The 25,413-nt window shown below is 65.7% G+C and carries 23 protein-coding genes and 2 tRNA genes; 7 read left to right on the top strand and 18 right to left on the bottom strand.

What is annotated here, in order from left to right; all coding sequences use genetic code 11:
- Both L5876_RS02300 and L5876_RS02295 read right to left on the bottom strand, forming a co-directional pair.
- Entirely contained in the window at positions 1-1,257 is a 1,257-nt protein-coding gene (locus L5876_RS02300) for a hypothetical protein (protein WP_236954468.1), read from the bottom strand.
- A 25-nt stretch (positions 1,258-1,282) separates the two neighbouring features.
- Positions 1,283-2,725 carry an MBOAT family protein gene (locus L5876_RS02295; protein ID WP_236954467.1) on the bottom strand — a complete coding sequence of 481 codons (1,443 nt, stop codon included), beginning with the start codon at positions 2,723-2,725 and terminating at the stop codon, positions 1,283-1,285.
- A 152-nt stretch (positions 2,726-2,877) separates the two neighbouring features.
- Between L5876_RS02295 and L5876_RS02290 the strand changes: the two genes are divergently transcribed.
- Positions 2,878-3,753, top strand: a complete 876-nt coding sequence (locus L5876_RS02290; protein ID WP_236954466.1) for a bifunctional 2-polyprenyl-6-hydroxyphenol methylase/3-demethylubiquinol 3-O-methyltransferase UbiG — start codon at positions 2,878-2,880, stop codon at positions 3,751-3,753.
- On the opposite strand, the gene L5876_RS02285 is transcribed toward L5876_RS02290, so the two are convergent.
- The 3 genes from L5876_RS02285 to L5876_RS14800 form a co-directional block, all read right to left on the bottom strand.
- The gene (locus tag L5876_RS02285) at positions 3,729-4,274 is read right to left on the bottom strand and encodes a GNAT family N-acetyltransferase (RefSeq protein ID WP_236954465.1); all 546 of its coding nucleotides are present in this window, start codon (positions 4,272-4,274) and stop codon (positions 3,729-3,731) included. The genes L5876_RS02290 and L5876_RS02285 overlap by 25 nt on opposite strands.
- On the bottom strand, positions 4,271-6,406 hold the full coding sequence (locus L5876_RS02280) for a hypothetical protein (RefSeq protein WP_236954464.1): 2,136 nt from the start codon (positions 6,404-6,406) through the stop codon (positions 4,271-4,273). The genes L5876_RS02285 and L5876_RS02280 overlap by 4 nt, the downstream gene beginning before the upstream one ends.
- An 82-nt stretch (positions 6,407-6,488) precedes the next feature.
- Entirely contained in the window at positions 6,489-7,559 is a 1,071-nt protein-coding gene (locus L5876_RS14800; RefSeq protein WP_236954463.1) for an AraC family transcriptional regulator, read from the bottom strand.
- A 220-nt stretch (positions 7,560-7,779) separates the two neighbouring features.
- On the opposite strand from L5876_RS14800, the gene L5876_RS02270 reads away from it, so the two are divergent.
- A complete protein-coding gene (locus tag L5876_RS02270; protein ID WP_236954462.1) occupies positions 7,780-11,322 on the top strand; it encodes a S8 family serine peptidase in 3,543 nt (1,180 codons plus the stop codon).
- Positions 11,323-11,383: 61 nt separating this feature from the next.
- On the opposite strand, the gene L5876_RS02265 is transcribed toward L5876_RS02270, so the two are convergent.
- The gene (locus tag L5876_RS02265; RefSeq protein WP_236954461.1) at positions 11,384-12,058 is read right to left on the bottom strand and encodes a hypothetical protein; all 675 of its coding nucleotides are present in this window, start codon (positions 12,056-12,058) and stop codon (positions 11,384-11,386) included.
- A 140-nt stretch (positions 12,059-12,198) separates the two neighbouring features.
- On the opposite strand from L5876_RS02265, the gene L5876_RS02260 reads away from it, so the two are divergent.
- The 3 genes from L5876_RS02260 to L5876_RS02250 all read left to right on the top strand — a co-directional run bounded on the left by L5876_RS02260 (position 12,199) and on the right by L5876_RS02250 (position 15,525).
- Positions 12,199-13,383 (top strand): LL-diaminopimelate aminotransferase, encoded by a 1,185-nt coding sequence (locus tag L5876_RS02260; protein ID WP_236954460.1) that lies wholly within the window; start codon positions 12,199-12,201, stop codon positions 13,381-13,383.
- A 78-nt stretch (positions 13,384-13,461) separates the two neighbouring features.
- Positions 13,462-14,868, top strand: a complete 1,407-nt coding sequence (locus L5876_RS02255) for a YfcC family protein (protein WP_236954459.1) — start codon at positions 13,462-13,464, stop codon at positions 14,866-14,868.
- A gap of 15 nt (positions 14,869-14,883) precedes the next feature.
- The gene (locus tag L5876_RS02250; protein WP_236954458.1) at positions 14,884-15,525 is read left to right on the top strand and encodes a hypothetical protein; all 642 of its coding nucleotides are present in this window, start codon (positions 14,884-14,886) and stop codon (positions 15,523-15,525) included.
- Positions 15,526-15,558: 33 nt separating this feature from the next.
- Here L5876_RS02250 and L5876_RS02245 read toward each other — a convergent pair whose 3' ends face one another.
- From L5876_RS02245 to murA, 9 genes are all read right to left on the bottom strand, one after another.
- Entirely contained in the window at positions 15,559-15,996 is a 438-nt protein-coding gene (locus L5876_RS02245; RefSeq protein ID WP_236954457.1) for a hypothetical protein, read from the bottom strand.
- 164 nt (positions 15,997-16,160) lie between these two features.
- Positions 16,161-16,236: transfer RNA gene (locus L5876_RS02240), tRNA-Phe, on the bottom strand.
- Positions 16,237-16,328: 92 nt separating this feature from the next.
- Positions 16,329-16,538 (bottom strand): DNA gyrase inhibitor YacG, encoded by a 210-nt coding sequence (locus L5876_RS02235; protein WP_236954456.1) that lies wholly within the window; start codon positions 16,536-16,538, stop codon positions 16,329-16,331.
- The gene (locus L5876_RS02230) at positions 16,535-17,623 is read right to left on the bottom strand and encodes a ribonuclease E/G (protein WP_236954455.1); all 1,089 of its coding nucleotides are present in this window, start codon (positions 17,621-17,623) and stop codon (positions 16,535-16,537) included. The genes L5876_RS02235 and L5876_RS02230 overlap by 4 nt, the downstream gene beginning before the upstream one ends.
- The gene (locus L5876_RS02225; protein WP_236954454.1) at positions 17,620-18,207 is read right to left on the bottom strand and encodes a nucleoside triphosphate pyrophosphatase; all 588 of its coding nucleotides are present in this window, start codon (positions 18,205-18,207) and stop codon (positions 17,620-17,622) included. The genes L5876_RS02230 and L5876_RS02225 overlap by 4 nt, the downstream gene beginning before the upstream one ends.
- Before the next feature lie 30 nt (positions 18,208-18,237).
- Positions 18,238-18,456, bottom strand: a complete 219-nt coding sequence (infA, locus tag L5876_RS02220; protein ID WP_019961978.1) for a translation initiation factor IF-1 — start codon at positions 18,454-18,456, stop codon at positions 18,238-18,240.
- Between the two features lie 133 nt (positions 18,457-18,589).
- On the bottom strand, positions 18,590-19,066 hold the full coding sequence (locus L5876_RS02215; protein WP_236954453.1) for a UPF0262 family protein: 477 nt from the start codon (positions 19,064-19,066) through the stop codon (positions 18,590-18,592).
- Positions 19,063-19,500: a DUF2948 family protein gene (locus L5876_RS02210; protein WP_236954452.1), complete on the bottom strand. Its 438-nt coding sequence runs from the start codon at positions 19,498-19,500 to the stop codon at positions 19,063-19,065. The genes L5876_RS02215 and L5876_RS02210 overlap by 4 nt, the downstream gene beginning before the upstream one ends.
- A 20-nt stretch (positions 19,501-19,520) precedes the next feature.
- Positions 19,521-20,783 carry a UDP-N-acetylglucosamine 1-carboxyvinyltransferase gene (murA, locus tag L5876_RS02205; RefSeq protein WP_236954451.1) on the bottom strand — a complete coding sequence of 421 codons (1,263 nt, stop codon included), beginning with the start codon at positions 20,781-20,783 and terminating at the stop codon, positions 19,521-19,523.
- A 282-nt stretch (positions 20,784-21,065) separates the two neighbouring features.
- Here murA and L5876_RS02200 point away from each other — a divergent pair.
- Positions 21,066-21,140, top strand: a tRNA-Thr gene (locus L5876_RS02200).
- A 456-nt stretch (positions 21,141-21,596) separates the two neighbouring features.
- Complete coding sequence (locus tag L5876_RS02195; RefSeq protein ID WP_236954450.1) at positions 21,597-22,610, top strand: alpha/beta fold hydrolase; 1,014 nt, start codon at positions 21,597-21,599, stop codon at positions 22,608-22,610.
- A gap of 209 nt (positions 22,611-22,819) precedes the next feature.
- Here L5876_RS02195 and L5876_RS02190 read toward each other — a convergent pair whose 3' ends face one another.
- From L5876_RS02190 to L5876_RS02180, 3 genes are read right to left on the bottom strand one after another with little or no spacing between them, the layout of a single operon-like run.
- Positions 22,820-23,329 carry a hypothetical protein gene (locus L5876_RS02190; RefSeq protein WP_236954449.1) on the bottom strand — a complete coding sequence of 170 codons (510 nt, stop codon included), beginning with the start codon at positions 23,327-23,329 and terminating at the stop codon, positions 22,820-22,822.
- Between the two features lie 3 nt (positions 23,330-23,332).
- Positions 23,333-23,689, bottom strand: coding sequence for a tail fiber assembly protein (locus L5876_RS02185; protein ID WP_236954448.1), 357 nt, complete (start codon positions 23,687-23,689; stop codon positions 23,333-23,335).
- Positions 23,690-23,691: 2 nt separating this feature from the next.
- Positions 23,692-25,338 (bottom strand): DUF2793 domain-containing protein, encoded by a 1,647-nt coding sequence (locus L5876_RS02180; protein ID WP_236954447.1) that lies wholly within the window; start codon positions 25,336-25,338, stop codon positions 23,692-23,694.
- Between the last annotated feature and the right edge of the window lie 75 nt (positions 25,339-25,413).

The raw sequence follows: 25,413 nt of genomic DNA, 5'->3' as shown, positions 1-25,413 counted from the left end.
CTAGCCGCCGTGGCGGCGCACATCGCGCTCGAGCTGGTTCCAGTTGTCGCGGTTGAGATAGTGCCGGGCATCGCGTTCGGGCGGCGGCGGATTCTCGTCGAGTGCGTCGAATTCGCCCGAGACGTACTCCATCCACTCATCGCCCGAGGCGAGCCAGGCCTCGCGCCGGGCTTCGCGAGCCGCCAGCACGTCATCCAGCGTTTCAGGCGTCAGCCGATAGCCGAACATGTCGGCGCTGACGGGGGGCTCGCGGTCGCGGCCCCGCAGGCGGTCGAGCACGGCCTGCCCGAGCGCCGGGCGATAGTGCGCAGGCACGTAATACCAGGGGTTCGGCCCCTCCCCGTCCCAGTCCGGCGGCGCGGTCAGCGAGACCGGCTGATAGCCGCCGAAATCCCAGACCTGAAGCGCCGGACCTTCGAAACAGGGACGTTCCGCCTCGATCTGAGGCCGCGCCGCGAGATGCCGGCCGGCATCGCGGCGCAGCGCGTATTCCTCGTCATTCACGCCGGCGCGATAGCCCGCCTCTTCCTGCCAGACATGAACGGGGTGGATGATGAAGACGACCTGCTTGCCCTCGGCGAGAAGCGCATCGACACCGCGGAACAGAAAGCGCATGCGTTCCGGATCGTAGGAATAGGTCGAGTATCCGCGATAGCGTTTGGAGATTTCCTCCTCGAAGCGCTCTCGCAGAATGTCCTCGTCATAGGCGTGTTCCCAGCGCGTGTCGGACCCGCCGGTGATGTTGTCGGTCAGGGTCTGCATCGCCCGGGCAAAGGCGCTCGGCGAGAGCAGCATGCGGATGTCCGCGAACAGGCGCGGCCCGCCGGCCAGCGGCGTCAGCCAATAGGTCGCGTGGGCGTTCGGCTCAGTGCCGAATTCACGCAAATCCATGCCGATGATGACGCAGCGAATGTCCGGGTTGCCGGCCGCGAGTGTCGAGGCACGCGCCAGTTCGAACGCGGTGGTGCCGGCCATGCCCAGATTTTCGAACCCGCCTTCCCAGTCCGGGATGTCGCGCGGATAGCCGTCGGCGACACGCGACGAACCCATGATGATCGTGCCGGCCTCCGTATCCAGCAGGCGGTGGCCGGTACGCACGCGGTAGCCATCCTCATGCGCGCGGGTGCGGCGCTCGTTGACGCCGGGGATCTGCACGCCCGGCATCAGGCCATAGGGGTCAACAAGGAAGGTGAATCCGCCAAAGCCGACGAGCCAGACCGCAAACGCGATCAGCAGCGTGCGCGCATAGCGCCCCATCCGGTTACCCGGAGGCGTGGAGCGGTCAGAAGTTGTAATAGATGAACTCCGCGGCGGTCCACGAATTAACGATGGCGAGGAAGAGGATCGAGGCGATCAGAACCGCGGTCCACACGCCCGGCTTCCAGCGCCAGCCCTTCTGCAGGCTGCCTTCCGACCCGTCGAGCGTGCGCTCGTCGAGATAGTTGGAGAAGTAGGACATCGTGTCGGGCATCAGCCAGACGATGCCGAGACCGATGACGATGGCGATCCAGGGCTCGTCGCCAACCCCCGCGCCGATGCCGTTCATCCCGGCCATGCCGGAGAGGATTTCCCATGCGGCGTCGAAACTGGTTGCGCGGAAGAAGACCCAGGCCACGGTCACGAAGAGGAAGGTGAAGAGAATGGCGAGCCATTTCGCCTTCGGGAACAGGCCCTGCGGGCGGATGCGGTTGATCATGTGGCACCAGGCGAGACCGAGGCCATGCAGCCCGCCCCAGACCACGAAGGTCCAGGCTGCGCCATGCCAGAGACCGCCGAGCAGCATGACCAGCATGAGGTTGATCGCGCGGCGCTGCGGGCCTTTCCGGTTCCCGCCCAGCGGGATGTAGAGATAGTCGCGCAGAAAACGCGACAGCGTGATGTGCCAGCGGCGCCAGAAATCGACCACGGACGTCGCCCGGTAGGGCGCGTTGAAGTTCGCCGGCAGGCGGTAGCCGAACATCCGTGCCAGCCCGATCGCCATGTCGGAATAGCCCGAGAAGTCGAAAAAGATCTGCAGCGAATAGGCCAGTGCGCCTGACCACGCTTCGAGCATGCCCAGTTCGTCGCCGCGCGCGGCCGCACCGAAGGCGGAGGCCGCGAAGGGTTCGATATTGTCCGCGATGAGCACCTTCTTCGCGAGACCCATCGCGAAGATGGACAGGCCGACACCGATATTCTCGGCGAGGTCGTCCTTGCGGTCCTTGTCGGCATACTGGTCGGCGATCTGGTCGTGACGGACGATCGGGCCGGCAATCAGCTGCGGGAAGAAGGACACGAAGAGGGTGTGGTTGAGGAAGGGGCCGGGCCGGGTGTGCTTGCGCGCCACGTCCACGAGGAAGCTGATCTGCTGGAAGGTGAAGAAGGAAATCGCCAGCGGCAGCGGGAGACCGGGCAGCGGCATGTCCGTTCCGGCCACGGCGTTCACATTGCCGACGAAGAAGTCGGCATATTTGAACAGGCCGAGCGCACCGAGATTGAGGATGATTCCGATCCCGAGCCAGGGCTGCGCGTTGCGCCCGATGGCGAGTCCGAGGAAATGGTTCACCACCACCGAGCCGAGCAGCAGCGGCAGATAGCGGATATCCCACCAGGAATAGAAGATCAGCGAGGCCAGCGTCAGCGCGATCAGGGCCGCGTGATGCGCCACCCAATGCCGCAGCAGGTAGTAGGCGAGGATGGTCGCCGGCAGGAAAAGAAACAGAAACTCGAAGGAGTTGAATAGCATGCCTGCCCCTCGCCCGGCATGGCGCTGCCGCCAAGTCCGTCCCCGGATGAAGGGCTAGCAGCGGCACACCTGCCCCGCAAGCCAGCGATGCGGTGACGGCTTGTGCGGCATGCTGGCCCTGCCTAGGTTCGCGGGCAGAAACAGGGGGCGGCATGCTGGGGCGTCTGAAACAGCACGAGATGGGATTCTGGCAGCTCGCCAACGTGCCGAGCGAAGCCGAACTCGCCGAGTATTACAGCCAGAAGTATTTCACCAAGGAAGACGCGTCCTCACACTATGCCTATGCCTATGAGGACCGCGATCTGCGGCACAAGCTGATACAGCCAACCGAAACCGAACGCGTGGTCGGCAGTACGCCGCGCACCCTGCTCGAGGTCGGCGCCGGCGAAGGCTTCACGTTGGCCTACTTCCACCGCAAGGGCTGGGAGGTCAAAGGTGTCGACTTCACCGCCGACGCGGCGAAGGAGTTCAACCCCGAGATCGCCGGCAGGGTGATCGCGACCGATGCCTTTGCCTGGCTCGACGCGGAGATTGACGGGCCGAACCGCTATGACGTGGTGATCTGCAATCACGTACTGGAGCACGTCCCCGACCCGTGCGCCTTGCTGTCGCGGCTGCGCGGCGTGGTCGCGCCGGGCGGCTATGTGCGGATTTCGACGCCGAACGACACGTCCTGGCTGCAGGACTACATCATCGCGACGGGCCGGGCCGATCCGGAGTATTTCGTCTGCGTTCCCGACCACATCAATTATTTCAACGCACAAACGCTGCGCCATGTCGTCGAGGCGCACGGGTTCGAGATCGCGGAATTCCTCACCGAGTTCCCGGTCGACCTGTTCCTGCTCAATGACGCCGCGAACTACATGACGGACCGGACCAAGGGCCGCGGCGCGCATTGGGCTCGGACCGAATTCGAACTGGCGCTGATGGAACGCTCGATCGACGATCTGATCGCCTTCCGGCGGACCTGCGCCGAAATCGGGATCGGCCGCGCGCTGACCGTCTACGCCCGGCCTTCGGGCGGCTGAGTCCGCCATTCGCCGGGATTGAAGGCGCACATGATCAGGCGGTCGACCGGTGTCCGGTCGCGCAGCAATTCGTCGCGCTGAAGCGCATCAAGCCGCCATCCGGCCCGTTCGAGCATTTTCCGCGAGCCGTGATTGTCGGCATAGAGGCCTGACCGGATCTTGCGGATTCCCAGTTCGGTGAAAGCCTTTTCCGTGGCCAGCTGCATCGTCCGGGTCGCCGCCCCCCGGCCCCAGTAATCCTTGTCACCGATCACGAGCGACAACTCGCCCGCCGAATGCTTCCAGTTCACGTCGATCTTGACGTTACCGATGTGCAGTCCGGTGTCCGCATCGCAGATCGCCCAGATGAAGCGGCGCTTGCCGCGGCTGTCATTGATGAAGCGGAGCACGTCGTCGCGCGTCAGGTCCCGCGACTCGAGAAACTTCGTGACCTCCGGATCGCGGAACCATGCCAGATAGCGTTCGGTCACGTCGGCATCTTCCAGCTCGCGAAGGGCAATCTCGGCTCGCTCTTTCATCATTCTGTCTCCAGTCGCGCCCGGTTGATGGCCTGCGCCAGCACGCTTTCGCGGCCATCGGGATCGCAATGCATCATGGACGGAAAGATCGTATCCCGCATCCCGTCATCGCGCCGCCAGGCATTCGCCCAGGGCCAGCCGAAGGAAATCGAGTAGACGTTGGCGCCCGCAGCCGCGCAAATCTCGCGCGTCGACACCCCGGTGCTCATCACGAGATCGCAGGCGCGCGCCAGTGCCGCGACGCCTTCGATGTCACCCCGCAAGTCGAGGTCCGGATGGACGATGAATTTCACGCCGGACCGGGCTTCGATGTCCGCGATCTCGCCTGCATCCCAGTCATATTGCATCAGCACCCAGGCCGCAGGTGCCGAACCGATCAGGCGCGCAATTTCGGCATTGCCGAAGAAAGAGGAGGACCGGGCCGCACCAGCCAGCCCCGAGCGCCAGCACAGGCCGATGGATGGCCGGCCGCCAGCGGCCTGGGCCAACCAGACCTGCATCGCGCGAAGACGTGCCGGATCGGGTTCGAGCACGGGCGTGGCGGACTTGTGCGACGCAATGCCTTTCCGGGCGGCATGCATGGCTTGCAGGTCTTCCTGGACCAGCACCGCGCCATGCCGGTCGGCAGCGTCGAGCGCGCAAGCCGGGACGCGGAGGGGATCGATGGCCTCCGGCACGCCGCGCCGCTGGTTCCAGAATTCGGTGGCCCCCACTTCCGCGACGCGTGTGTGCGCGAGGAAGTGCCAGTCCGGCCGCGCGCGCCGGGCCATTTCAACGAGGCGCGTATCGAGCATCATGGTGTAATGACCCGCGCCCAGATGGCGGTGCAACAGGCCGAGCCGGAAGATGTCATCGCCCAGCCCCCAGCCGCTCAGCACCAGGGCCGATGACGGCCAGCTCGCCGGGTCGGCGGTGCCGTATTCCGGCTGACCGGGCGTCAGCCCGGCATAGGCCGCGCGGATCCCCGCCGCGTCGCCCTCGAACAATCGGTAGACGGTCTCCCAATCTCCGTCTTTCGCGAAAATGTCGGCGAGAATGTGCGGCGCGAACGGGGAGCGTGGCGGGTTCTCCGCGGCGAGATAGTCGCGCGCCAACTCTACGGACGCATTCAGGCCCGCCTGTCCGCCGAGCAGGATATCCGGAAGCGCGAACACACCCGACCAACGGGCATCGAGGAAGCGCGCCCGGGACGCCGCGAGCAAGCCCGCCGCGCGCTCGCGATCACCCGCGTCGAGCGCATCGCGGATCGCGTAGAGATCGAGCGTCGCCTGCGCACGCTCGGCCTCGGCTTCGCGCGCCGCTCTGTCCTCGGGAGGAGTTTCGCCGGGTGCCGGGTCCGCCAGATGGTCCTGCAGGGCGGACCGGGCGGCACGATAGCGGTCCGTCAGCCCCGCTTCGAACGCGATGGCAAGCGCAAGCACGAGGCGGTCGGTCTCTGCGCTGCCCTCGAACTCGATCGTTTCGAGAAGGTCGAGCCCGGCCGCGGCGCCGCCATGCCAGCCGAAGAAGGTCGCGGCGATTGACATGATGTCGGCGGGTCCCGGTTTCACGAGCCGGACATAAGCAAGAGCGAGGCGTTGTGCGGACGTGAATTGCAGCGAGGCGTGCTGCATCCAGATCCGCTTCCACAGCGCCTCCAGCGCGATGCCGTGAATGCCTTCGGCGGGAATGTCATCAAGGCCGGAGCGGCCGGCCTCGATATTCGCCAGCAGCCTGATTCCGCCGAGCGCGGAGCGGACCATGCCCTTGTGGAAATCGTCGCCCTGGAAGGCGAAGTCGATCGTGTCGAGGGCCAGCGTCATGTCGGTGGCGGCGACGGCAACGAGGCTGGCATCGCCGGTGCCGTACCAGAAGGGGATCAGGGCGCGCGGCGCGTCATAGGGATCTGTGCCCGCCTCGAACGCCCCGCGAAGAAGGCGCGACGCGTCGATGTAGTAGCGATGGCCGGACAATAGCGCGGCCGCGGCCGGGTATCCGCCGGTCCAGTCGCCCGCCGTTATGCGGCGTTCGATCCAGCCCGTGATGGCCGCTTCATCGCGCCCGGCGACAAACTGCTGCAGATCCGCCGTGTCCCACGGATCGGGAGCCGACTCGATGCCCGCCTCGATCTCGCCTGTCGGTTCTGTGTCGTTCACAATGCCCTGCCCCCGCACTCTTCAAAGGCCATAGGAGATTGGCGGCGGGTTGGAAAGCCGGAGCCTGTCCAGGAAGCCTGTCTCAGGCAGCACCGACGGCCCGAACCCAAAGTTCGTAGCGCCGGTCTGCTTCGCCGATCTCGCCGGCGAATCCGGGGGCCTTCGCCAGCGCGCGTCTCGCCTCGGACGGCGTCATGCCGAACTCGGCCTTGAAGGCCCGGCTGAACTGGGCGTCGGATTCGAATCCGCGCCGCATGGCCAACTCGCCCAGCGTGACCGCGATCTCGCCTCGCGCCAGGCGCGCAATGTCGGTGAGACAGGCGCGCAATCGTTCCGCGCGAATGAAGGCGGCGACGCCGCCGATGGGCTCGAAGGCGCGATAGAGTGTGGCACGCGAGACGTCGAGAGCGCGCGAGACGGTCGAAACCTCGACCGGTTCACCCGCAAGAATCCGTTCGCGGATGAATGACTTGGCGCGGGTAACGGCCGCGATCCGCACACTCTCCGACGTGTCGAGGCGGCGCGTCTGGCCGCGATAACATTCCGCGATCAGGTCCGCGGCCGCATCGACGGCGGCTGCGGCTTCCCCGGTATCCATTCTGCCGATCATCCGCTGCAGGCTGACGAGGAAGCCGGCGGTCAGTTGAGCGAGCGCGCCATCTGAAGCCACGGCCTCGAGATGCAGATCCGACAGGTTGCCCAGCCGGCTTTCGATCGCATCGCGAGGAAAGATCACGGACACGAGATCGAAGTCGGAATTTGCCGTCTGCATGTCGCGCGTCAGATCGAAACCGATCAACGCATTCTCGGCTGCGATCGTGCTGGCGTCGTCGCGCCGGGAGACATTCCCTCGCGTGAAGACCTGAAACATGACGCCTTCAATGCCGTCGCGGTAGCTGCGCAGGGTGCTGCGTGAGAAGGCCTGGGCGCCCGCCTGCACCCGCGTGATCATCGCCTCGCCCGCCATCGCGCTGTCCAGCCGCGCCCGGTAGCCGGTCCGGCCCGCATCCGGTCCGGCATCGATGTCGAACAGCACGCCGATACTGTCGCGCCACAGACCGAATTGCTCGTCCGGTGCAGCGATACGCGTGTCGAAAACCGCGACATCGACGGGCGCGGCGAGTGCGCGCGCGTTTTCGGAATTGTCCGCCACACTCCCCCCGTAGACGGCCGATTATTGAGACGGATGCGCAAGAACGCCCGCCGAAGTGAGACGGGCTGAATAACACATCCTTGCGTAGCATTCCTACACTCCGGCCCGGAAATCAATCGGGGAGTTGCGGGCAAGCTTCTGATTTGCTGAAAGAATTTTCTATTCTACGGCAGGTTTGGAAATTTTTACCCGCTCTACGTCCGCGCTGGGGGAGTCGATCATGTCGTTTTCGAGGTTTGCCGGGCTGGTCTCGGCCGCTTTGCTGTTTGCTTCAGGCCACGCCGTCGCCGACGCGCCTGTGCAAGTGTCCGACGAACAGGCCGCAGCGCTCGAATCCGGTGCGCGCGTCCGGGTCATCGTGATGATGTCGGACCCCGGAATTCCGGTTGAGGCTGCAGCCCTTTCCGCGTCCGCACGCGCGGAACGAAGCGCAGCGATCCGAGCCACACAGGACGCCGCCGTGAATGCGGCGCTCGGCCTGTCGCTCGAGGGTCTTGAATCGCGCCGGGACCGGGCGATCGCGGCGCTGGCCGAGGATCGTGCCGAAGGCGAACTGCGTAACGCTCCACGACTGATCCAGTCCTATCGCCATACGCCGGCGCTCGCGATGTCGCTGGATCGCGCCGAGATCGAGGCGATGGCCCGTGCACCCGGCGTCGAACGGATTGTCGAGGACCTCATCACCGAGACCATGATGGACGCTTCGCTGCCCCTGATCGGCGCGACGCTGATGCACGACCTCGGCTTCGCCGGTGAGGGCTATGCCGTCGCCATCGTGGATACCGGCACCGACCACGACCACCCGATGCTGGCGGACGGTATCGTTTCGTCGGCCTGTTTCTCGACGACCGACCCGACAATCCACGCGGTATCGCGTTGTCCGGGCGGCCTGCCGGTCGAGATTGGCGGCCGCTCCGGCGATGACTGCGACCGCTGCGGCCTTCCCGCAACGCATGGCACCCATGTCGGCGGAACCGCCGCGGGCCGTCCGGTGACCACGGATTTCGACGGCACCAGCCGGCAGCTCATGGGCGTAGCCCCGGCCGCAGGCATCGTCGCGGTCAACGTGTTCTATACGGACACGGAGGACAATGACGCCTATTCGCAGACCAGCGATCAGCTCGCCGCGCTCGAATGGCTGTTCGACAACCGGGAAATTCCCAACCCCGAGGGCGGGGACCCGATCCAGCTGGCCGCGATCAATATGAGCCTCGGTGGCGGTTATACGGAGAATTTCTGTCCGGCCAATCCGCTGACCCCGATCGTTTCGATGCTGCGCACGGCCGGCGTCGCCACGGTGATCGCGTCCGGCAATGAATCGCGGAATTACGGATTGGCCGAGCCCGCCTGTATCGAACAGGCGATCACGGTCGGCGCGACCGATCGCGACGATCGCGTGGCGTCCTTTTCCAACTCTTTCTTTGTCGTCGACCTGCTGGCCCCCGGCGTCGGCATTCGCTCATCGACCGATATGGAGGGGACCACCCCGCTCTATGACGCCTATAACGGCACCTCGATGGCGACGCCTCACGTCGCGGGCGCGATCGCCCTGCTGCGTTCGGCGGTCCCGAATGCCAGCCTCGACGAGATCGAACTGGCGCTGAAAGCCACCGGCCGGCCGATCACCGATACCGACAACAATCTCACGCGCCCGCGCATTCAACTGAATGCCGCCTATGCGGCGCTGGTCGAACTGACGCAAGGCATGGGTCCGCTCGCCGTCAGCCCGACGACCGACTTCTACGCCACCGTCGATCTGAACCGTCCCGAACAGCCGGACACGGTGACCTACACCATCCGCAATACCGGCACTGCCGACATGAATGTGACGGTGACCGCAACCGGCAACGACGCCATCACCTTCGGCGGCGGCCTGCGCAGCTTCACCACGACAATCGCCGCAGGTGGCAGTGTCGATTTCGGGATCGAGATCGACCTGGCCGCCGTCACGCTCGGCCGCACCAATGGCGAGATTGAGATCTCCACGCCGTGGCAGGGCGGCCAACAGGTCCTGACGATCACGGCGACGACGATCGGTTATGCCGGAGCGCCGCCGACCGAGCGCCCCCTGAACGACAATTTCGCCAACGCCTTCCCGATCACCGATGCCGTCGCCTCCTTCCCGGCCTCGACCTATGGCGCCACGACACAGATCGGCGAGCCCGATCACGCCGGCCAGGATAATGGCGGATCGATCTGGTACGTCATGGAAGCCCAGCGCGGCGGCACGGTCCGTTTCACCGCTCAGGGCCGCCTCGGACAAACCTCGATCGGCGTCTATCGCGGCGGCTCGCTGGCCGCCCTCCAGACCGTCGCATCCGCGAGCGTTACGGGCGGGGATGCCAGCGTCGATATCGCCACGAACGAAGGTGACAGGCTGCACATCGCGGTCGACTACAACCCGATTCCGAACACGGCGGGCGAAGGCGAGCGCGACCCGATCACGCTGGCCGTCCTTCCGCTGGCTGCGGGCTATGACGCGTTCGCCTCGGCGCTCGAACTCACCGGCGACAGCGGTCTGGAACAGATGAGCTTCGCCGGATCGACGGTGGAGGCCGGGGAACCCTTCCCGCCGACTCAAGCCGATCGCGGGACGTTGTGGATGCAGCTGAGCGGCCCTGCCGGCTCGCAGCTGAACCTGTCCGTCGTACAGGCGACCGAAGGGGTCGTGCTCGAGACGTTCTCGGGCAACGCGCTGGCTTCGCTTTCCGAAGTCGAAAGCTGGGTCTACACGACACTCAGCTTCGGCCAGATCCATTCCGTCACCATCCCGGACGGCGGCCTCTATATCCGCGCCATGCCGATTTCCTTCGGCGGCGCTGTGCCGAACAACGCGGAATTCGTGTTCAACTGGTCGGTTTCCAGCGAGGCCGGTTCCGCACAAGTCATGACCGCCGTCGCACCCCAGGTGCGGACGGTCCAGCCGAACCGGTTCGTCTCGGCGCTCGTCGCGGCCTCGGCCGCCGCTTCCGGCGAGGACGCCAGCGAGTGCGGCGTCCTGGCCCCACTGGGCTATCCCGGGGTCTTCCGCTTCATGCCCCTGACACCGGAAGCCGGCGGTTCGGGCGATGCGGCCGACATCCCGGCGGGCCAGTCGCAGATCTTCGCCTTCGGCGCCCAGCGCGGCCCGAACACGACGACGCCGAGCGCATTCGGCGGGCTGACCCTCACCCCGGTGACGGTGGGCTGCGAGAACGGTTCCGCCGCCCGTCAGACCTCGCTGAACACGCTCTATCTGACGGTGTCGGAGACACCGCTGCTCGACATCCTCACCTCCATGGCCCCCACCAGCGGGAATGGGGCAGAAGTCCCGCTGGACGGCGCGGCGCGCGTTGCGGCGGCGGCGGTGAATATCGGTTCGGTGGAAGGCGACGTGCTGGTCGTGCCGATCGCGCTCGCGGATTCCTTCTCCGGCGCGCTGTCCGCGGCGGCGGGCGAAGCCTTCTTCAACGTCGTCGGCGGGATCGATCCCTTCCCGCCCCTGCCGGTCGGGCTCAGCATCTGCCCGACCGACCCGACCACGGGGGTCTGCTATTCGGACTTTGCGCCGCACCTGTCGATCAGCGGTCTCGACCCCGGCGAGTCGCGCACCTTCGCGGTGCGGCTCGAAGGCCAGGGCGAGGAGATCGCCTTCGCGCCGGCACAGAACCGGATCGGGCTGATCTTCATCCAGGTCACCTACACGAACGGGCAGATCAACTTCGACTCGGCACGGCTGGTGGGCGGCACGACGATCGCTGTTCGTACCACGCCGCAGAACTGAGGCGTTCTTTCAGGGGGAACGTCTCGCTCCGGCCGCACGAGATGATCGTGCGGCCGGAGATTTATTGTTCGACGAATTCCTCGGCGCACTTGATGAAGACCACGCCATCCCCAGTGATGGTCTGACCGCCGAGCGAAACCGGATCGCCGTCCGCCGGAAGAACCGCCAGCGATTCCGCCCGCCGTGCCTCCAGCGGAAATTCGCGCAGCGGCTGGTCGAAGATGAAGGCCGGTGCGTCGCCCAGCCGGACATAGCCGGTGCGCGGCGCGCCATCGAGCGCGGTCTCGACCACCTGGCCGCCGGCGGTGTTGGAGGTGACGTCGAAATCGGGGCGTGCGCAGTCACCGCCGCGGTGCGTCCAGGCGCCAAGCACATAGTCCCGATCGATCGCGGAGCCTTCGGGCGTGGCAGGCGGTTCGAAATCTTCGGACACGGTCGAGACGCTGATGTGGACGTCGCCATCCACACACACGGATTCCTCGACCCGCAGTCCGCTGATCTCGTAGCGGTGACCGGCCGACACGCCCTGCGCGCCGGCGAGGGAATAGACCGTGCCATCATCGGCGGTCATGAGCGCGCAGCGCTGGCCCTGTGAGATGACGCCCGTCACCGTGATTTCATCGGACGGGCCAGTCGCCTCGCCGTCGTCGATATAGGGATCATTGTTGCCGCAAGCCGCCACGACAGAACACACAACGGCGACGCTGGCGCAGAACTTCAGTCCATATCGGGTCATGTTCGGCCTCCCTGAACAGCCTCGTTTCTGCCGTCAAAACGTCCGGTCCGGTTCCCATGTTCCGGGAAGCGTTTGCGCGCGATTGCAGCCCGGCGCGAATTGTGGTGTGCCGGTGACGGACGAAGGGATTTCTGTTTCCGATGGCTGACCTCCCCACTGAATTCTATCGCGAGCGGCGCCTGCCGCCCTATGTCTTCGCCGAGATCAACCGGCTGAAGCTGGCCTTCCGCAAGGCCGGGCGCGACGTGATCGATTTCGGCATGGGCAATCCGGACCAGCCCCCGGCCCCCCACATCGTCGCCAAGCTGGCCGAGGTCGCCGGGGACCCGCGGGCCCACCGCTATTCCGCGAGCCAGGGTGTGCCGGCCCTCCGGAAAGCCCTCACCCGCTATTACGAGCGGCGCTTCGGCGTTTCGCTGAATGCCGACCGCGAAGTCTGCGTCACGCTGGGGTCGAAGGAGGGCCTCGCCAATCTCGCGCAAGCCATCACGGCGCCGGGCGATGTGATTCTCGTGCCGGACCCTTCCTACCCGATCCACATGTTCGGATTCCTCATTGCCGGAGCGGTGGTGCGGTCCGTGCCCTTCGCGTCGGAAGAGGATTTCCTTCGGATCGCCGACACAGCCTGCCGCCGCTCGGTTCCCGCGCCCAGCGCCATCGTCCTGAACTTCCCCAGCAATCCGACCGCTCGTGTCGTGAGCCGGGATTTCTACGCCGAGGCGGTTGCACTGGCGAAACGGCACGGCCTCTACGTCATCTCAGACCTCGCCTATTCGGAGATCTATTTCGAGGGCGATCCGCCGCCTTCCATCCTCGAAGTCCCGGGTGCGAAAGACATCGCTGTGGAATTCACCTCGATGTCGAAGACCTATTCCATGGCCGGCTGGCGGATCGGCTTCGCCGCCGGGTCGGCGCGCCTGATCGACGCGCTGAAACGGGTGAAATCCTATCTCGACTATGGTGCCTTCACGCCGGTCCAGATCGCCGCCGTCGCCGCACTGGACGGTCCACAGGACCATGTCGATGCGCTGCGCGGCCTCTACCGGGACCGCCGCGACGTGCTGGTGGAAAGCTTCGGCCGCGCCGGGTTCGCCGTGCCCTCCCCGCCCGCGACCATGTTCGCCTGGGCCCCCATCCCGGAGCGGTTCGCGCATCTGGGCTCGATGGAATTCGCCAAGCGCCTGCTGGAGGAAACCAGCGTCGCCGTCGCGCCGGGCCTCGGCTTCGGGGAACAGGGCGACAGCCATGTCCGCCTCGCCCTCGTGGAAAACACCCAGCGTATCCGCCAGGCCGCCCGCGCGATCAAACCGTTTTTCGAGGCCTAGACCGTCCGAGTTTGCTTGACCTTTTCCGCCGGGGCGACTCCACTCGCAACCCACGGAAATCGCTCAAGGGGATGGCGAATGGCGGAGATTGATGCCGGCAGTGCGCGCAAGCGCGGATTCCGGATCCCACACACGCTGGTGCTGATGGTCATGATGATGATCGCGGCGCTGATTCTGACCTGGATCCTGCCGGCGGGCAGTTTCGAGATGCGCCCGAACGAGGCCGGGCGGATGATGGTCGTCCCCGGCACGTACGAGGTCGCGGACGACGCGCCTACCCTCATGCCCTGGCATCTGCTGACCGTCATCCCACGCGCCATGGCGTCCGCGGCCGACGTGATCTTTTTCGTCTTCCTGATCGGCGGCGTGCTCGGCGTGGTGCGCTCGACCGGCGCGATCGAGGCGGCGATCGGCGGGATGCTGGTGCATTTCCGCGAGCGGCTGGCCCTCCTCGTCCTCGCCTCGATGTTCGTGTTCGGCACCTTCTCAGCCGCCTTCGGCATGGCCGCGGAATATATCGCCTTCGTCGGCATTCTCGTGGCGCTGTGCGCGGCACTAAGGCTCGACGCGATGACCGCCGTCGGGATGATGGTGGTGGGCTACGGCGTCGGCTACGGCGTGTCCTTCATGAACCCCTTCACCGTGATGATCGCGCAGGACGTGGCGGAGCTGACCCCGCTGTCGGGCTGGTGGTACCGGCTGGCCATCGCGGTGCCGATCTTCGCGATCGGCTTCCACCACGTCTACAGCTACGCAAGGAAAGTCCGGAACGACCCGTCGAAAAGCCTGGTGGCCGATGTCCCCACGGCGCAGGCCCCGCCGCCGGAAGACTACCCGCCGATGACCTGGCCGCGGCGGCTGGTCCTCCTTTCGCTCGGCGTGACGATTGTCGGCCTCATCCTCGGCGTGACGCTGCAGGGCTGGTGGCTGACCGAGCTCGCCGCCGTCTTCCTTGCGCTCGCTGTAGCCGCCATCGTCTTCGCCCGGCTCCGGCTGGATGACGCGGCGGAAAGCTTCATCGCGGGTGCGGCACAGCTGACGGCGACGGCGCTGCTCGTCGGCTTCGCGCGCTCGATCTCGCTCATCCTCGAGGACGGTCAGGTGCTGCACACCGTGGTCTATGCGCTGGCGACGCCGCTGGAACAGGTGCGCGCGGAATTCTCCGCCGTCGGCATGCTGTTCATCCAGACGCTGTTCAATCTCTTCGTCCCGTCGGGCAGCGGCCAGGCCTTCGCTACCGTGCCGATCATGGCGCCGATCGGCGACCTTGTCGGCGTCAGCCGCCAGGTGACGGTGCTCGCCTACCAGTTCGGCGACGGCTTCTCGAACATGATCGTGCCGACCAATGCGGTGCTGATGGGGATTCTCGGCCTTGCCGGCATCCCCTATGCGCGCTGGTTCCGCTTCGTCTTCCCGCTGATGATCAAGCTGACGCTCGCGGCCGCGATCGCCCTGATCGTGGCGGTCTGGATCGGCTATTCGTGAGGGGGGAATTCACCGGTGCTTTCGCGACGTCGCCAGCTTAAGATTTTTCAATGGCTGACTGCCTTCGGCACGCTTTATCTCGGGCGGATGAGCGCTACCTCGATCGCGTTTGGTGCTGGCGGCGCGATTACCGCCGCGATCGTCGCTGTGTTGCTATTTCGTTGGGGTGTGCCTGAAAACGACGTTCGCGATGAGCTGTTGGTACGGTTCGCAGAATTCTACGCCGCGCTTTCGACGCTAGTTGGTTGGACGCTAATCAATGCCTTCGTGGCAGTTGCGGGTGCTGGAAAGTTGATCCGCGATGAGGGGCACTGGTTTGAGGACCAATTTGTTCTCCACCGCCCAAAACTCGCTGCGACTCTGAAGACTTCGGTAGGCAAGCCACTAGCAATTTCTAACTACAAAATTCCGTTTGTACCAGGCGGCGTACTTGTCCGTTACACGGCTGAAATATCACCTCCGAATACCTACTGGCAGGCCAACTTGGGAATTAACGTTCACACGATGCCTCGACCAGCCGGAGCGCCGCGAACGCTGGGCCTAACCGGTGAGGCTAGGCTAGCTCGGGACAAAACTGTCGCCCTCACAGTCACACCGACCAACACGGCAGCCGATGAAGTTATTGCGCGTTTTTGGATAGAAGCATGGCAGATATAGACGCCATCCGAACTTGCCCTTTGCCGGGTTCGACTAAGGCTGACCCCGCATCACGATCGGTTCAATCGTCCGTTTCAGTTCTACCACGGCCAGCGCGAGGTCTTCTAAATGCGGGATCTGAGCTGCCCCTGTGCGAATGTAGCGTGTCTCGAAAATATCCATCGGCTGCCAGTTCTCGATCAGCCATGCTGCTAGTTCCAATTTGATGAATCCTCGATTGATCGCCTCGGCTTGAAGCTTCTTTAGATTGTGACCGTAGCGACTCTTCAGCTCGGCAATGCCCACCCCCTTCGCCCGTAGGAACGCTTTCAGGAACAGTTCAAGCGCGTGCCAATAAAGGAACTGAATGGGTTGCTCGAAGCGCAGCCCAGAGGGGCGACTGTTCGTAAGACTGTCTGCACAAATGCGATACGACTCCGCGAAATTAAAAAGCCCGATGGCCGTTGTTCGCTCGTCGTCGATGCTGCTCATGATATCGGCTTAGCTATGTCCTATCGCTGATCGGATTCTCTAGCATCGTGCATGCTTGCAGACCTACTGTCGGCACTGTGAGGACAACTAAGACCATTAGCCCGACGAATGGTCAACGCGAGCGTGGGTTAAGACAATTAGTTGAGCTAAGATAATAAGTTGAATGGTGCCCAGGGCCGGAATCGAACCAGCGACACGCGGATTTTCAATCCGCTGCTCTACCAACTGAGCTACCTGGGCATCCGGTGCGTGCGGCGGGGGCGCGAAGCGCTTCGCCGTCAGTTGGAGCGCGGTTTATAGAGAGGCGCGGCGCGCCTGTCCACGGGCCAAAATCACTTGTTTTCACCGCCCTCATCCGGCGTGCCATCCGGGGGCGGCAGGTCGGCGGGATCGACCGGATCGCCGGGGATGGCGTAGTCGCCCTTGAACCAGTGGCCGAGGTCGATATCGGCGCAGCGCTTCGAACAGAAGGGGCGGTAGTCCGGCACCGTCGGCTTCTTGCAGATCGGGCAGCGGGCGGTGGTTGGTTTCGTGTCACTCATTTCGAGGACACGTCGAACCGCTCGCGGGGCCAGGTGTCAACCGTCTCGAGCGCGAAGCGCGGGCCGATGCGCTGGGTCAGCGCATCGCGCCAGGCGATGTGTTCGGCGTCGAGCCAGGCGGCGATGGCCGGGCTGACGCGAAGTTTCAGCTGACGGCGGCGGTCGGACCGGCCCTCGGATTCCAGGCGACGGATGGCATTGAGCGCCAGCGTCTCGTCGCTCGGCTGGCCACCCGGCCCATTCAGGAGTTCGGAGAGCGATCGGCCTGTGCGCTGGCGCGCCAGTTCGACGATGCCAAACGGCGAGATCGGCGCGATGTCGATCCGCGCAGGATCGTGCTTCACGGCGGCCTTCAGCACCTGTTCGACGCCAAGCCGGATCTTCCGGTCGCGCATATGGACGAAGTCGATGGCGATCACTCCGCCCAGTCCGCGCAGGCGGATCTGGCGGGCGGCTTCCTTGGCGGCGGATCGGTTGAGGTCGGCGGCGATCTTCTCCGCCGCGCCCAATGCTCCGTTTTGGCCCTGGCGTCCCGCCATGTCGACATCGATCGCGGTCAGCGCCGCGGTCGGCTCGATGATCAGGCGGCCCCCGCCCGGAATGGCGACTTCTCTTGAAAGCGCCTCGTCGATGGCCTCGGCGATGTCGATGCGGACCTCGTCGGCCCAGCGCGCTTCGGCGTCCTGAAAGCGTGCTGCAACCCGTTCGGCGAGCGGGGCGGCGTCTTCGAGGAGGCGCGGCGCATCGGCGGAAAACTCCCCCTCCTCGCGCGCGAGCGTCGGCCCCTTGCCGGCATGGGCCTCACGGGTGACGCGCACCGGGATGGCTGCGCCCTCGTGCAGGCCCGCGGGACGGCCGGCCTTGCCAAAGGGCAGGAAGCCCGCCTCGCCAACGCCGAGATCGACGAAGGCGGCGTTCAGGCGCGCATCGATGGTGCGGATGCGCCCGAGATAGAGCGCACCGGCGCGGGCGCGCAGCCCGGCCTCGCTCCAGCGTTCGATGTGAAGCTCGACGACGCGGCCATTGTCGGCCAGCGCAACCCGGGTTTCCCCGATGGCGTCCTCGACGGCGACGATGCGGCTCATTTCGTTGATCCGAACACTGGAAAGCCGGCCCCGGTCAGAAGCGCGGCGGTTTCATAGAGCGGCAGGCCGATAATGCTGGACGGCGAGCCGATGACCTGGATCACGAAGGCTTCGGCCATGCCCTGAAGACCATAGCCGCCGGCCTTGCCCTGCCATTCGCCACTGGCGAGATAGGCGCGGATCTCGGTCTCGGACATGCGCTTGAACCTGACCCGGGATTCGCTGACGCGGGTCGTGATCTGACCATCCGGCGATCGCAGCGCGACCCCGGTCCAGACCCGGTGATTGCCACCCGAGAGGCGGCGCATGCACGCCTCGGCCTGTTCGACCGTCTCGGCTTTCGGAAGCGTGCGGCGCCCCTGCGCGACGACGGTGTCGGCCGCCAGCACGAAGGCGTCCCGGTCCGGGCAGGCCTCGGCCTTGCCGTGCGCCAGGCGCAAGGCAATCTGCCGCGGCGTTTCGCCGGGGATTTCGGTTTCGTCGATGTCGCTGGGCAGGACCGCGTCCGGCACGATGCCGATACGGTCCAGAAGCTGAAGGCGGCGCGGCGAGGCGCTGGCCAGTATCAGGCGCGGCTTCGTCATGACGCGCTCGCGCCCCAATCCGGCAGAGTCTTACTTGAAGCGATAGGTGATGCGGCCCTTCGTCAGATCGTAGGGCGTCATTTCCACGAGCACCTTGTCGCCGGCGAGGACGCGGATGCGGTTCTTGCGCATCTTGCCCGCCGTGTGGGCAATGATCTCGTGATCGTTTTCAAGCTTCACCCGGAAGGTGGCGTTCGGCAACAGCTCGGTCACCTCACCGGGAAACTCCAGAAGTTCTTCCTTCGCCATGCGGCTCCTCTTTAGACAACGCAAACGACGCGGAATCGCTCGGGCGCGTCCGCGGTGGCGGCTATATAGTGATTAAAGGGGAAAACGTCGAGTGCGCATCACCGGTTCCGGCCACGCGGGATCAGGCCCGGTATCAGGCCACGGCACGGCGGTGCAATGCCCCGATCAGGGTGAAGAGCCGGCGGGCGGTCTCGAAATCGACTTCGATCTTGCCCTTGAGGCGTTCGCGGAGCAGCTCGGAGCCCTCGTTGTGAATGCCGCGGCGACCCATGTCGATCGCCTCGATCTGCGCCAGCGAGGCGTCGCGGACGGCCTCGTGATAGCTATCGCAGATCATGAAGTAATCCTTGTAGACGCCGCGGAAGGGCCCCATTGAGAAGACGTGCGCCTTCAGGCTCTGACCGTCGAGATTGCGCACATCGATGATCAGGCGGCCGTCCTCGATCGCCATGCGCACATCATACGGCCCCTCCGGCGCGTCCTCGGGGGCAAAATAATTGCTGTCGAGCAGGTCACTGACGGCAATGCGGCGTTCGTGGTCGGCCTGCCCCTCGCCGGCGGCGTTGAAGCCGGCCAGCTCGATCGACGCGATGCAGTGCGTCTCGCTCATGCGTCCAGCCCTCCGTGATCGGGGCGGCCCACCGCGCGCCAGGGTTCGGACAGGTCCGCCAGGATGAGGTCGACGCATTCGACCTCGATCCGGATGCGGCCGCCACCGGACAGATCGACGCGCAACGCGCCGCCCGGGGCTTCGCCGGTCTCGAATACGAGGGCGAGAACGGACACGACCGCGCCGGGCGCGTCCTGCTTCACGCGCGAAGACTTCACTGCGGTGACGCTGCCGATATCGAGGGCTGAGCGCACGCGCCAGCCGGGGCCGCGCTTGCCATCTTCCCAGCGGTAGCGATTGACCACCAGGGTGAAACGGCGCGCGCGGCGGTCCCATTTGATGTCGCCCAGCTGGGCCACGGCGTCCTGGAGCGCTGCAGAAACGATTTCCACCTCGTCCGGTTCGCTGGCGATCAGTCTCAGGGGTTTGCGCACCCGGTTTCCTCTTGTGCTTCCTAAGCTTCCGGCTTTCGCTCGATCTGCGCGCCGCACGCCTTCAGCTTTTCTTCCAGCCGTTCGAAGCCGCGATCAAGATGGTAGACGCGCCCGATGATGGTTTCACCCTCTGCCATCAGCCCGGCGATGACGAGGCTGACCGAGGCGCGCAGGTCCGTTGCCATGACCGGCGCACCGCGCAGCGACTTCACGCCGCGCACCACCGCCTCGTTTCCGCGCACCGTGATGTTGGCGCCCATCCGGGAGAGTTCCGGCGCGTGCATGAAGCGGTTCTCGAAAATCGTCTCGCGGATGATCGACGTGCCGTCCGCCCTTGTCATCAGCGCCATGAACTGCGCCTGCAGATCCGTCGGGAAGCCGGGATAGGGGCGCGTCTCGGCATCCACCGCCGTCACCGGATGGCCGTTGCGATCGATCCGGATACCGCCCTCTACCGGCGTCACCTTGATCCCGGCCGCGCGCATCAGCTTCCACAGCGCTTCATTGTGCTCGGGGATCGCGTCTTCCAGCACGACCGTGCCGCCGGCCGCCGCCGCGGCGAGCGCGTAGGTGCCGGTCTCGATCCGGTCGGGGACCACGGCGTGTTCGGCCCCGCCCAGGCGCTCGACGCCGGTGATGTGGATGGTCGACTGGCCGGCATTCTCGACCCTCGCGCCCATCGCGTTCAGGCAATGCGCCAGATCAGCGATCTCCGGCTCGCGCGCGGCGTTCTCCAGCACCGTCTCGCCCTTGGCGAGGACGGCGGCGAGCATGGCATGTTCCGTCGCGCCGACCGAGACGAAGGGGAAGGCGATCCGCGCGCCCTTGAGGCCCGATTTCGCCGAGGCGACGACATAGCCCTCTTCCAGTTCGATCGACGCGCCGAGCTCGGTCAGCGCCTGCAGGTGCAGGTCCACGGGCCGCGCGCCGATCGCGCAGCCGCCGGGCAGCGAAACGCGCGCCTGGCCTTCGCGGGCGAGAATCGGGCCGAGCACGTTGAAGCTCGCGCGCATCTTGCGGACGAGGTCGTAGGGTGCCTCGGTGCGCGCCAGCGTTCCGGCCTCAATATTCATGAACCCCGGACCGGCCTCCACCGACGCACCCAGATGGGTCAGCAGCACCGTGAGGAAACGGGCGTCCGCCAGGTCGGGCATGCGCGTCAGTTTGAGCTTCTGATCGGTCAGCAGCGCCGCCGCCATCAGCTTCAATGCCGAATTCTTCGCCCCGGAGATCGGGATCCGCCCGTTCAGCCGCGCGCCGCCTTCGATATGTATCCGGTCCATGAAATATCCTGTTCGCTGCCGCCCTTGCCCGGCAGACACTCAAACGCGGGAAAGCGGCGTCAGTTCGACGGTTTTTCGGGTTTCGCGGCAGCTTTGCGGCGGCGGAGATTTGCGCGTAGTGCTTCGGCCAACCGGTCCTCGCGGCTCGGTTCGCCCTTCCTGCCCTTCGGCGGGGTCTTGCCTGTCTTCATGTCAGCGTGATGGGGGTGTGTGCAGTTGCAGTCAAGCCGCTCTTGGCGAGCGGCGGGGGTTGCGTTATACGCCCGTCTCCCGAACGGGTATGCCGCAGTAGCTCAGTGGTAGAGCGCGTCATTGGTAATGACGAGGTCGAGAGTTCAATTCTCTCTTGCGGCACCATTTTCCTGATCCTCAAGCCCATCCGGGCTTTCGGGCGCGCCGGCAGCCCCCTCACCAAGCCGATCCGCCCGAAACCGGCGCTGAGATGCGCTGCTGAGAATATTTGTGCATATCCTCAAGCCCATCCAGGCTTTCGGGTGCGCCGGCAGCCCCCTCACCCAGTCGAACCGCTCGAAACCGGCGCTGAGATGCAACGCCGAGAATTCCTGCGCCGTTCCTCAAGTCCATCCGGGCTTTCGGGCGCGCCGGCAGCCCCCTCACCCAGTCGAACCGCTCGAAACCGGCGCTGAGATGCAACGCCGAGAATTCCTGCGCCGTTCCTCAAGCCCATCCGGGCTTTCGGGCGCGCCGTCGGCCCCCTCACCCGGATTGACCGGTCGAAACCGGCGCTGGACCTGCCGCGTTGGACGTGATGCGTATTGCGAGTGACCTTCGCGCCGGGGAGTCGTTCCTCTCATGACCTTCTTTCCTCCGATCGACCCTTACGAAACCGGCCGCCTCGCCGTAACCGGCGGTCACGAAATCTACTATGAACGCAGCGGCAAGAGGGGCGGCGTGCCGGCGCTGATGCTGCATGGCGGGCCGGGGTCGGGCTGTACCGCCGATCACCGCCGGCTGTTCGACCCGGAGATTTTCGACACCCTGCTGCTCGACCAGCGCGGCGCCGGGCGTTCGGCGCCGCTGGCCGGCCTTGCGCACAACACCGCGCAGGATCTCGTCGCCGACATCGAAGCGCTGAGGACACATCTCGGCATCGACCGCTTCGTCGTATTCGGCCCGTCCTGGGGCTCGACGCTGGCCCTGCTCTACGCCGAGACGCATCCCGGCTCGGTGCGAGGGGTTGTGGTGGAAGGCATTTTCACCGGCACGCCGGGCGAGCTCGACTGGTGGCTGTCGCCGAACGGGGTCGCGCGGATTTTCCCGGACGTGCGCGCCGACCTGCTGACGCATGTGCCCGAACAACTTCACGACGCCCCATCCACTGACCTGATGGCCTGGTATATGGATGCGATGGCGCGTGAATGGGCCGACGGCCCGCCCGTGCTCGACCGGCTGGATGATTCGTCGGCGACCATCGACGATCTGCGCGCCTCACCGCTCTATCGCTGGACGGAGTATGAGGAGCGGCTGTCCTATCTGGAAAAATCACCCGAGGCGGCGCGCGATTCGATGGCGGCGCGCGGCCGCGGCTATGTCGCGACGCATTCGCTGATCGAGGCGCACTATTTCACGCATGACTGCTTTCTGGAGCCCGACCAGATCCTGCGGGATGCCGGACGGCTGAAGGACGTGCCGCTGCACATCGTCCAGAGCCGCTACGACATGGTCTGCCCCGCGGGGACGGCCCTGGCCCTCGCCCAGGCCTGCCCGCATGCCGAACTGTCGATGATCGCTGTGAACGGCCACGCCATGACCGATGCGGTGCGCCCGACGGTGATCGCGGCGATCCGGGAGATGGCTGACAAGTAGCGCCCTCGCCCTTTGAGACGCACCCTGACGGGCGCTCCTCAGGACAGAGCTTGTCCTGAGGAGGACGCGAAGCGCCCGTCTCGAAGGGCGGCTCGAATTACTCCGACGCTCCCCGGTTTCGCGAAGCGAAGACCGGGGCCCAGTCTGGATCCCGGATCGCCCTGACGGGCGTCCGGGAAACGTCGATGTTTCTGGGATAGATTGTGTTCCTACCGCCGCCAGCCGGGCGGCGGGGCGCGGTCGCCGAACCACCACAGCGTCGCCGCCGTCGCAGCAAAGGCGATGTTGGCGATGAAGTAGCCGATAAAGTCGCCCTGCGCCTCCGGCGTCAGATAGCGCTCAGCCTGTCCCTCCATCACCGCGAAGAAGACGATCAGGTAAAGCAGCCAGAGAAGCGGCGTCAGGATCGGCCGGACGAGCGCCCGGACCGCCTCGACCCAGGGATAGCTGGCGCGGATCGCGGTTTCCGCCTCCAGGCTGGCCTGCAGCCCGGCATAGGAGGCCTGCCGCCGCTCCGTTTCGGCATCACGCGCCGCGGCCTGATCCGCGCGGGCCGCCTCGGCGTCCGCCATCTCGCGCTCATGCGCCCAGCGTTCGCGTTCCTGCGCGTGGTCCTGCCGCCGCTCGAAGAAGCCCGCGACGCGCCCCAGCGCCGTGCCGAGGACACCCAGCGCGCCGCCGGTGACCGCCGACGCGCCGAAATCGATGAGTTCGCTCATGGCTCAAGCCTCCGGTGCAACCGGCCAGACAATGCCGGCGGGGTCGGGGAATTGGGCCGGCAGGTCGCGCAGCGCCTGCCGGTAGGCGGCAAAGGCCGCCGACTGCGACGCGCCCAGTGGCGCATCGGCAAGTTGCGTCCAGTCCGTCGCGGCGAGCCGCGCATCCCGCTCCACGCGGATGGAAGACCAGTTCGGTGATGGCGGCACGAAGGGCGCGATCTCGACGCTGGACGTCATCAACCGTGCGAAATCCGTGTTCGCCGGATTGGCCGGAATGTGCAGCGTCTCTCCCGCGGCACTCTCGGCGATGAGACGGGTGTGTTCGGCGTCGGCCCAACGGGCGGTCACGAGTTCGGTCATGATCAAAGCTCCGCGCTGAAGGAGATATGCGAATCCGCGCTGAGCGCGCGCATCATAAGCGCGCCGGCGGCGATCGGGTCGGTCGAGCCGGTCTGCAGGACGACCAGGTTTCGGTTCGCGGTGAAGAATTCGAGCGTATCGACCGCGGCATCCGCCGGGGTGACCTGCAGCGATCCCGACCAGCTGAGCGTCGGGGCCGCGCGCATCGCCGGTGACAGCGCCATGACGATGCGAGTGATGTTGTAGCCGAGATTGATCGCGATGCCGGGGAAGGCGTTGAACGCGCCCGGTTGCATACGACGGAAATAGCGCTGGCAGCGGCGCATCTCCGCGTCCTCGCTGCCTCTGGCCGATAACGGTTCGAAGGGCGTGGGGGTCAAACCCGATTCCAGTTGACCACCGGTCACGTCGATCTGCGGCGTACCGGTGACGGGCAGATCGAAGGCGATCGCCAGATGTTCGTTCGTGCCAATCGTCTTGCCGGTGATGTCCGGCAGATCGAATGTCCAGCTGAAGCGCTGCCACGACGTCGACAACACGGCGGCAGACCCGGTCAAAGTCACGGGTGCCGAGCCGGAAACGCCGAAATTCTGGGTGAGGTTTGCGCCGACGGCAACGGGCGCATCCGCCTTCATCCAGACCGAAAGCGTGACGGTCCTGCCCGCCGTCTCGCGCAGTGCTTCCGTACGCTGAACCAGTGCGCACTTGCCACTGCCTGCGCCTCCGGCAGGCGACAGGCGCAAAGCGTGGCGCAAACCGGCGGGCAGTTCTCCGGCCGGCAAGTCCGTGCGCTCGGCGGCGACAGAGGAGGCTCCTCCGCCCGACACCGCGAGACACCACCGGTCGAGGGTGAAGTCGCCATCGCCGAGGCCGGACAAAGCCGTGCCGCGCTGCGCGATGTCCATTCCGCCATTGATCAGGAAATTCCGGACACCGCCGAGCGTGCCGCCATTCAGCGATGCTACGCTGACATCGGCGATGCAGGCGAGATCCCCGGTGCCGTTGGACAGGCGCAGCGCTTCGATCCAGTTCGTGCCATCCGGGCTGACCTTGGCGACCAGGTCGTCGTCGCCCACAAGACCGACCTCCGCCCGTCCCGACCAGTTCGACTGGAAGAGCAGCGACAGCACATTGGCCGAGGCTTCCTTGTTCAGCGTGTAGCGAAGATCGCCCGTTCCGCCCTCGCCCGCAAACAACGCTGTCCAGAGCGCGGCGTTCAGCTTGGCAGAGAAGGGATTGGCCGCGTCTGCCGCCGTTCCCACGCCGAGGCGCTCCAGGTTGGCGAGGCGGGAGAGGGTCTCGCCGGTCTCGATCCAGTCCGTGCCGTCAAACACGACGAGCACGTCCTCGTCCTCGATCCAGCAGCGCCACCCGGCCCGCGGCGGGATCGACACCCAGGAGGTGTCGCGGAACACTGCGATCTCGTTCTCTCCGAAGGTCGACCAGATAGCACCCGACGCCGAAACCGGCATGATCCAGATCGTTCCGTCATCGGGATCGGCGGGTTGGTCGCTGACCGTGCGGCTGGCTGCGCTCATCTGCACCAGCGCGTCGAGCCGCCGGAAGCTCTCATTCACCGTCACATGTTTCTGCGCCTGGGCGGGCATCAGATAGTCGAGCCCGAGGCGCGGGGAGTTTTCCTGGCTCATTCCGCCGTCCTTTCGAAATCGGCCAAGAGCGTAGAGGCCGCTTCGAGGCTGACGGACAGGTGCAGCGCTTCTCCC

Origin of the sequence: Hyphobacterium sp. SN044 (assembly GCF_021864465.1) — a bacterium.
In the GTDB taxonomy this organism is placed as follows: Bacteria; Pseudomonadota; Alphaproteobacteria; order Caulobacterales; family Maricaulaceae; genus Hyphobacterium.
This window is presented reverse-complemented; position numbering and strand designations above follow the sequence as displayed.

Coding starts and splice junctions, on each gene's coding strand:
- L5876_RS02300 (WP_236954468.1), bottom strand. CDS start 1,257: ATGGGGCGCTATGCGCGCACGCTGCTGATCGCGTTTGCGGTCTGGCTC.
- L5876_RS02295 (WP_236954467.1), bottom strand. CDS start 2,725: ATGCTATTCAACTCCTTCGAGTTTCTGTTTCTTTTCCTGCCGGCGACC.
- L5876_RS02290 (WP_236954466.1), top strand. CDS start 2,878: ATGCTGGGGCGTCTGAAACAGCACGAGATGGGATTCTGGCAGCTCGCC.
- L5876_RS02285 (WP_236954465.1), bottom strand. CDS start 4,274: ATGATGAAAGAGCGAGCCGAGATTGCCCTTCGCGAGCTGGAAGATGCC.
- L5876_RS02270 (WP_236954462.1), top strand. CDS start 7,780: ATGTCGTTTTCGAGGTTTGCCGGGCTGGTCTCGGCCGCTTTGCTGTTT.
- L5876_RS02265 (WP_236954461.1), bottom strand. CDS start 12,058: ATGACCCGATATGGACTGAAGTTCTGCGCCAGCGTCGCCGTTGTGTGT.
- L5876_RS02260 (WP_236954460.1), top strand. CDS start 12,199: ATGGCTGACCTCCCCACTGAATTCTATCGCGAGCGGCGCCTGCCGCCC.
- L5876_RS02255 (WP_236954459.1), top strand. CDS start 13,462: ATGGCGGAGATTGATGCCGGCAGTGCGCGCAAGCGCGGATTCCGGATC.
- L5876_RS02245 (WP_236954457.1), bottom strand. CDS start 15,996: ATGAGCAGCATCGACGACGAGCGAACAACGGCCATCGGGCTTTTTAAT.
- L5876_RS02235 (WP_236954456.1), bottom strand. CDS start 16,538: ATGAGTGACACGAAACCAACCACCGCCCGCTGCCCGATCTGCAAGAAG.
- L5876_RS02230 (WP_236954455.1), bottom strand. CDS start 17,623: ATGAGCCGCATCGTCGCCGTCGAGGACGCCATCGGGGAAACCCGGGTT.
- L5876_RS02225 (WP_236954454.1), bottom strand. CDS start 18,207: ATGACGAAGCCGCGCCTGATACTGGCCAGCGCCTCGCCGCGCCGCCTT.
- infA (WP_019961978.1), bottom strand. CDS start 18,456: ATGGCGAAGGAAGAACTTCTGGAGTTTCCCGGTGAGGTGACCGAGCTG.
- L5876_RS02215 (WP_236954453.1), bottom strand. CDS start 19,066: ATGAGCGAGACGCACTGCATCGCGTCGATCGAGCTGGCCGGCTTCAAC.
- murA (WP_236954451.1), bottom strand. CDS start 20,783: ATGGACCGGATACATATCGAAGGCGGCGCGCGGCTGAACGGGCGGATC.
- L5876_RS02195 (WP_236954450.1), top strand. CDS start 21,597: ATGACCTTCTTTCCTCCGATCGACCCTTACGAAACCGGCCGCCTCGCC.
- L5876_RS02190 (WP_236954449.1), bottom strand. CDS start 23,329: ATGAGCGAACTCATCGATTTCGGCGCGTCGGCGGTCACCGGCGGCGCG.
- L5876_RS02185 (WP_236954448.1), bottom strand. CDS start 23,689: ATGACCGAACTCGTGACCGCCCGTTGGGCCGACGCCGAACACACCCGT.
- L5876_RS02180 (WP_236954447.1), bottom strand. CDS start 25,338: ATGAGCCAGGAAAACTCCCCGCGCCTCGGGCTCGACTATCTGATGCCC.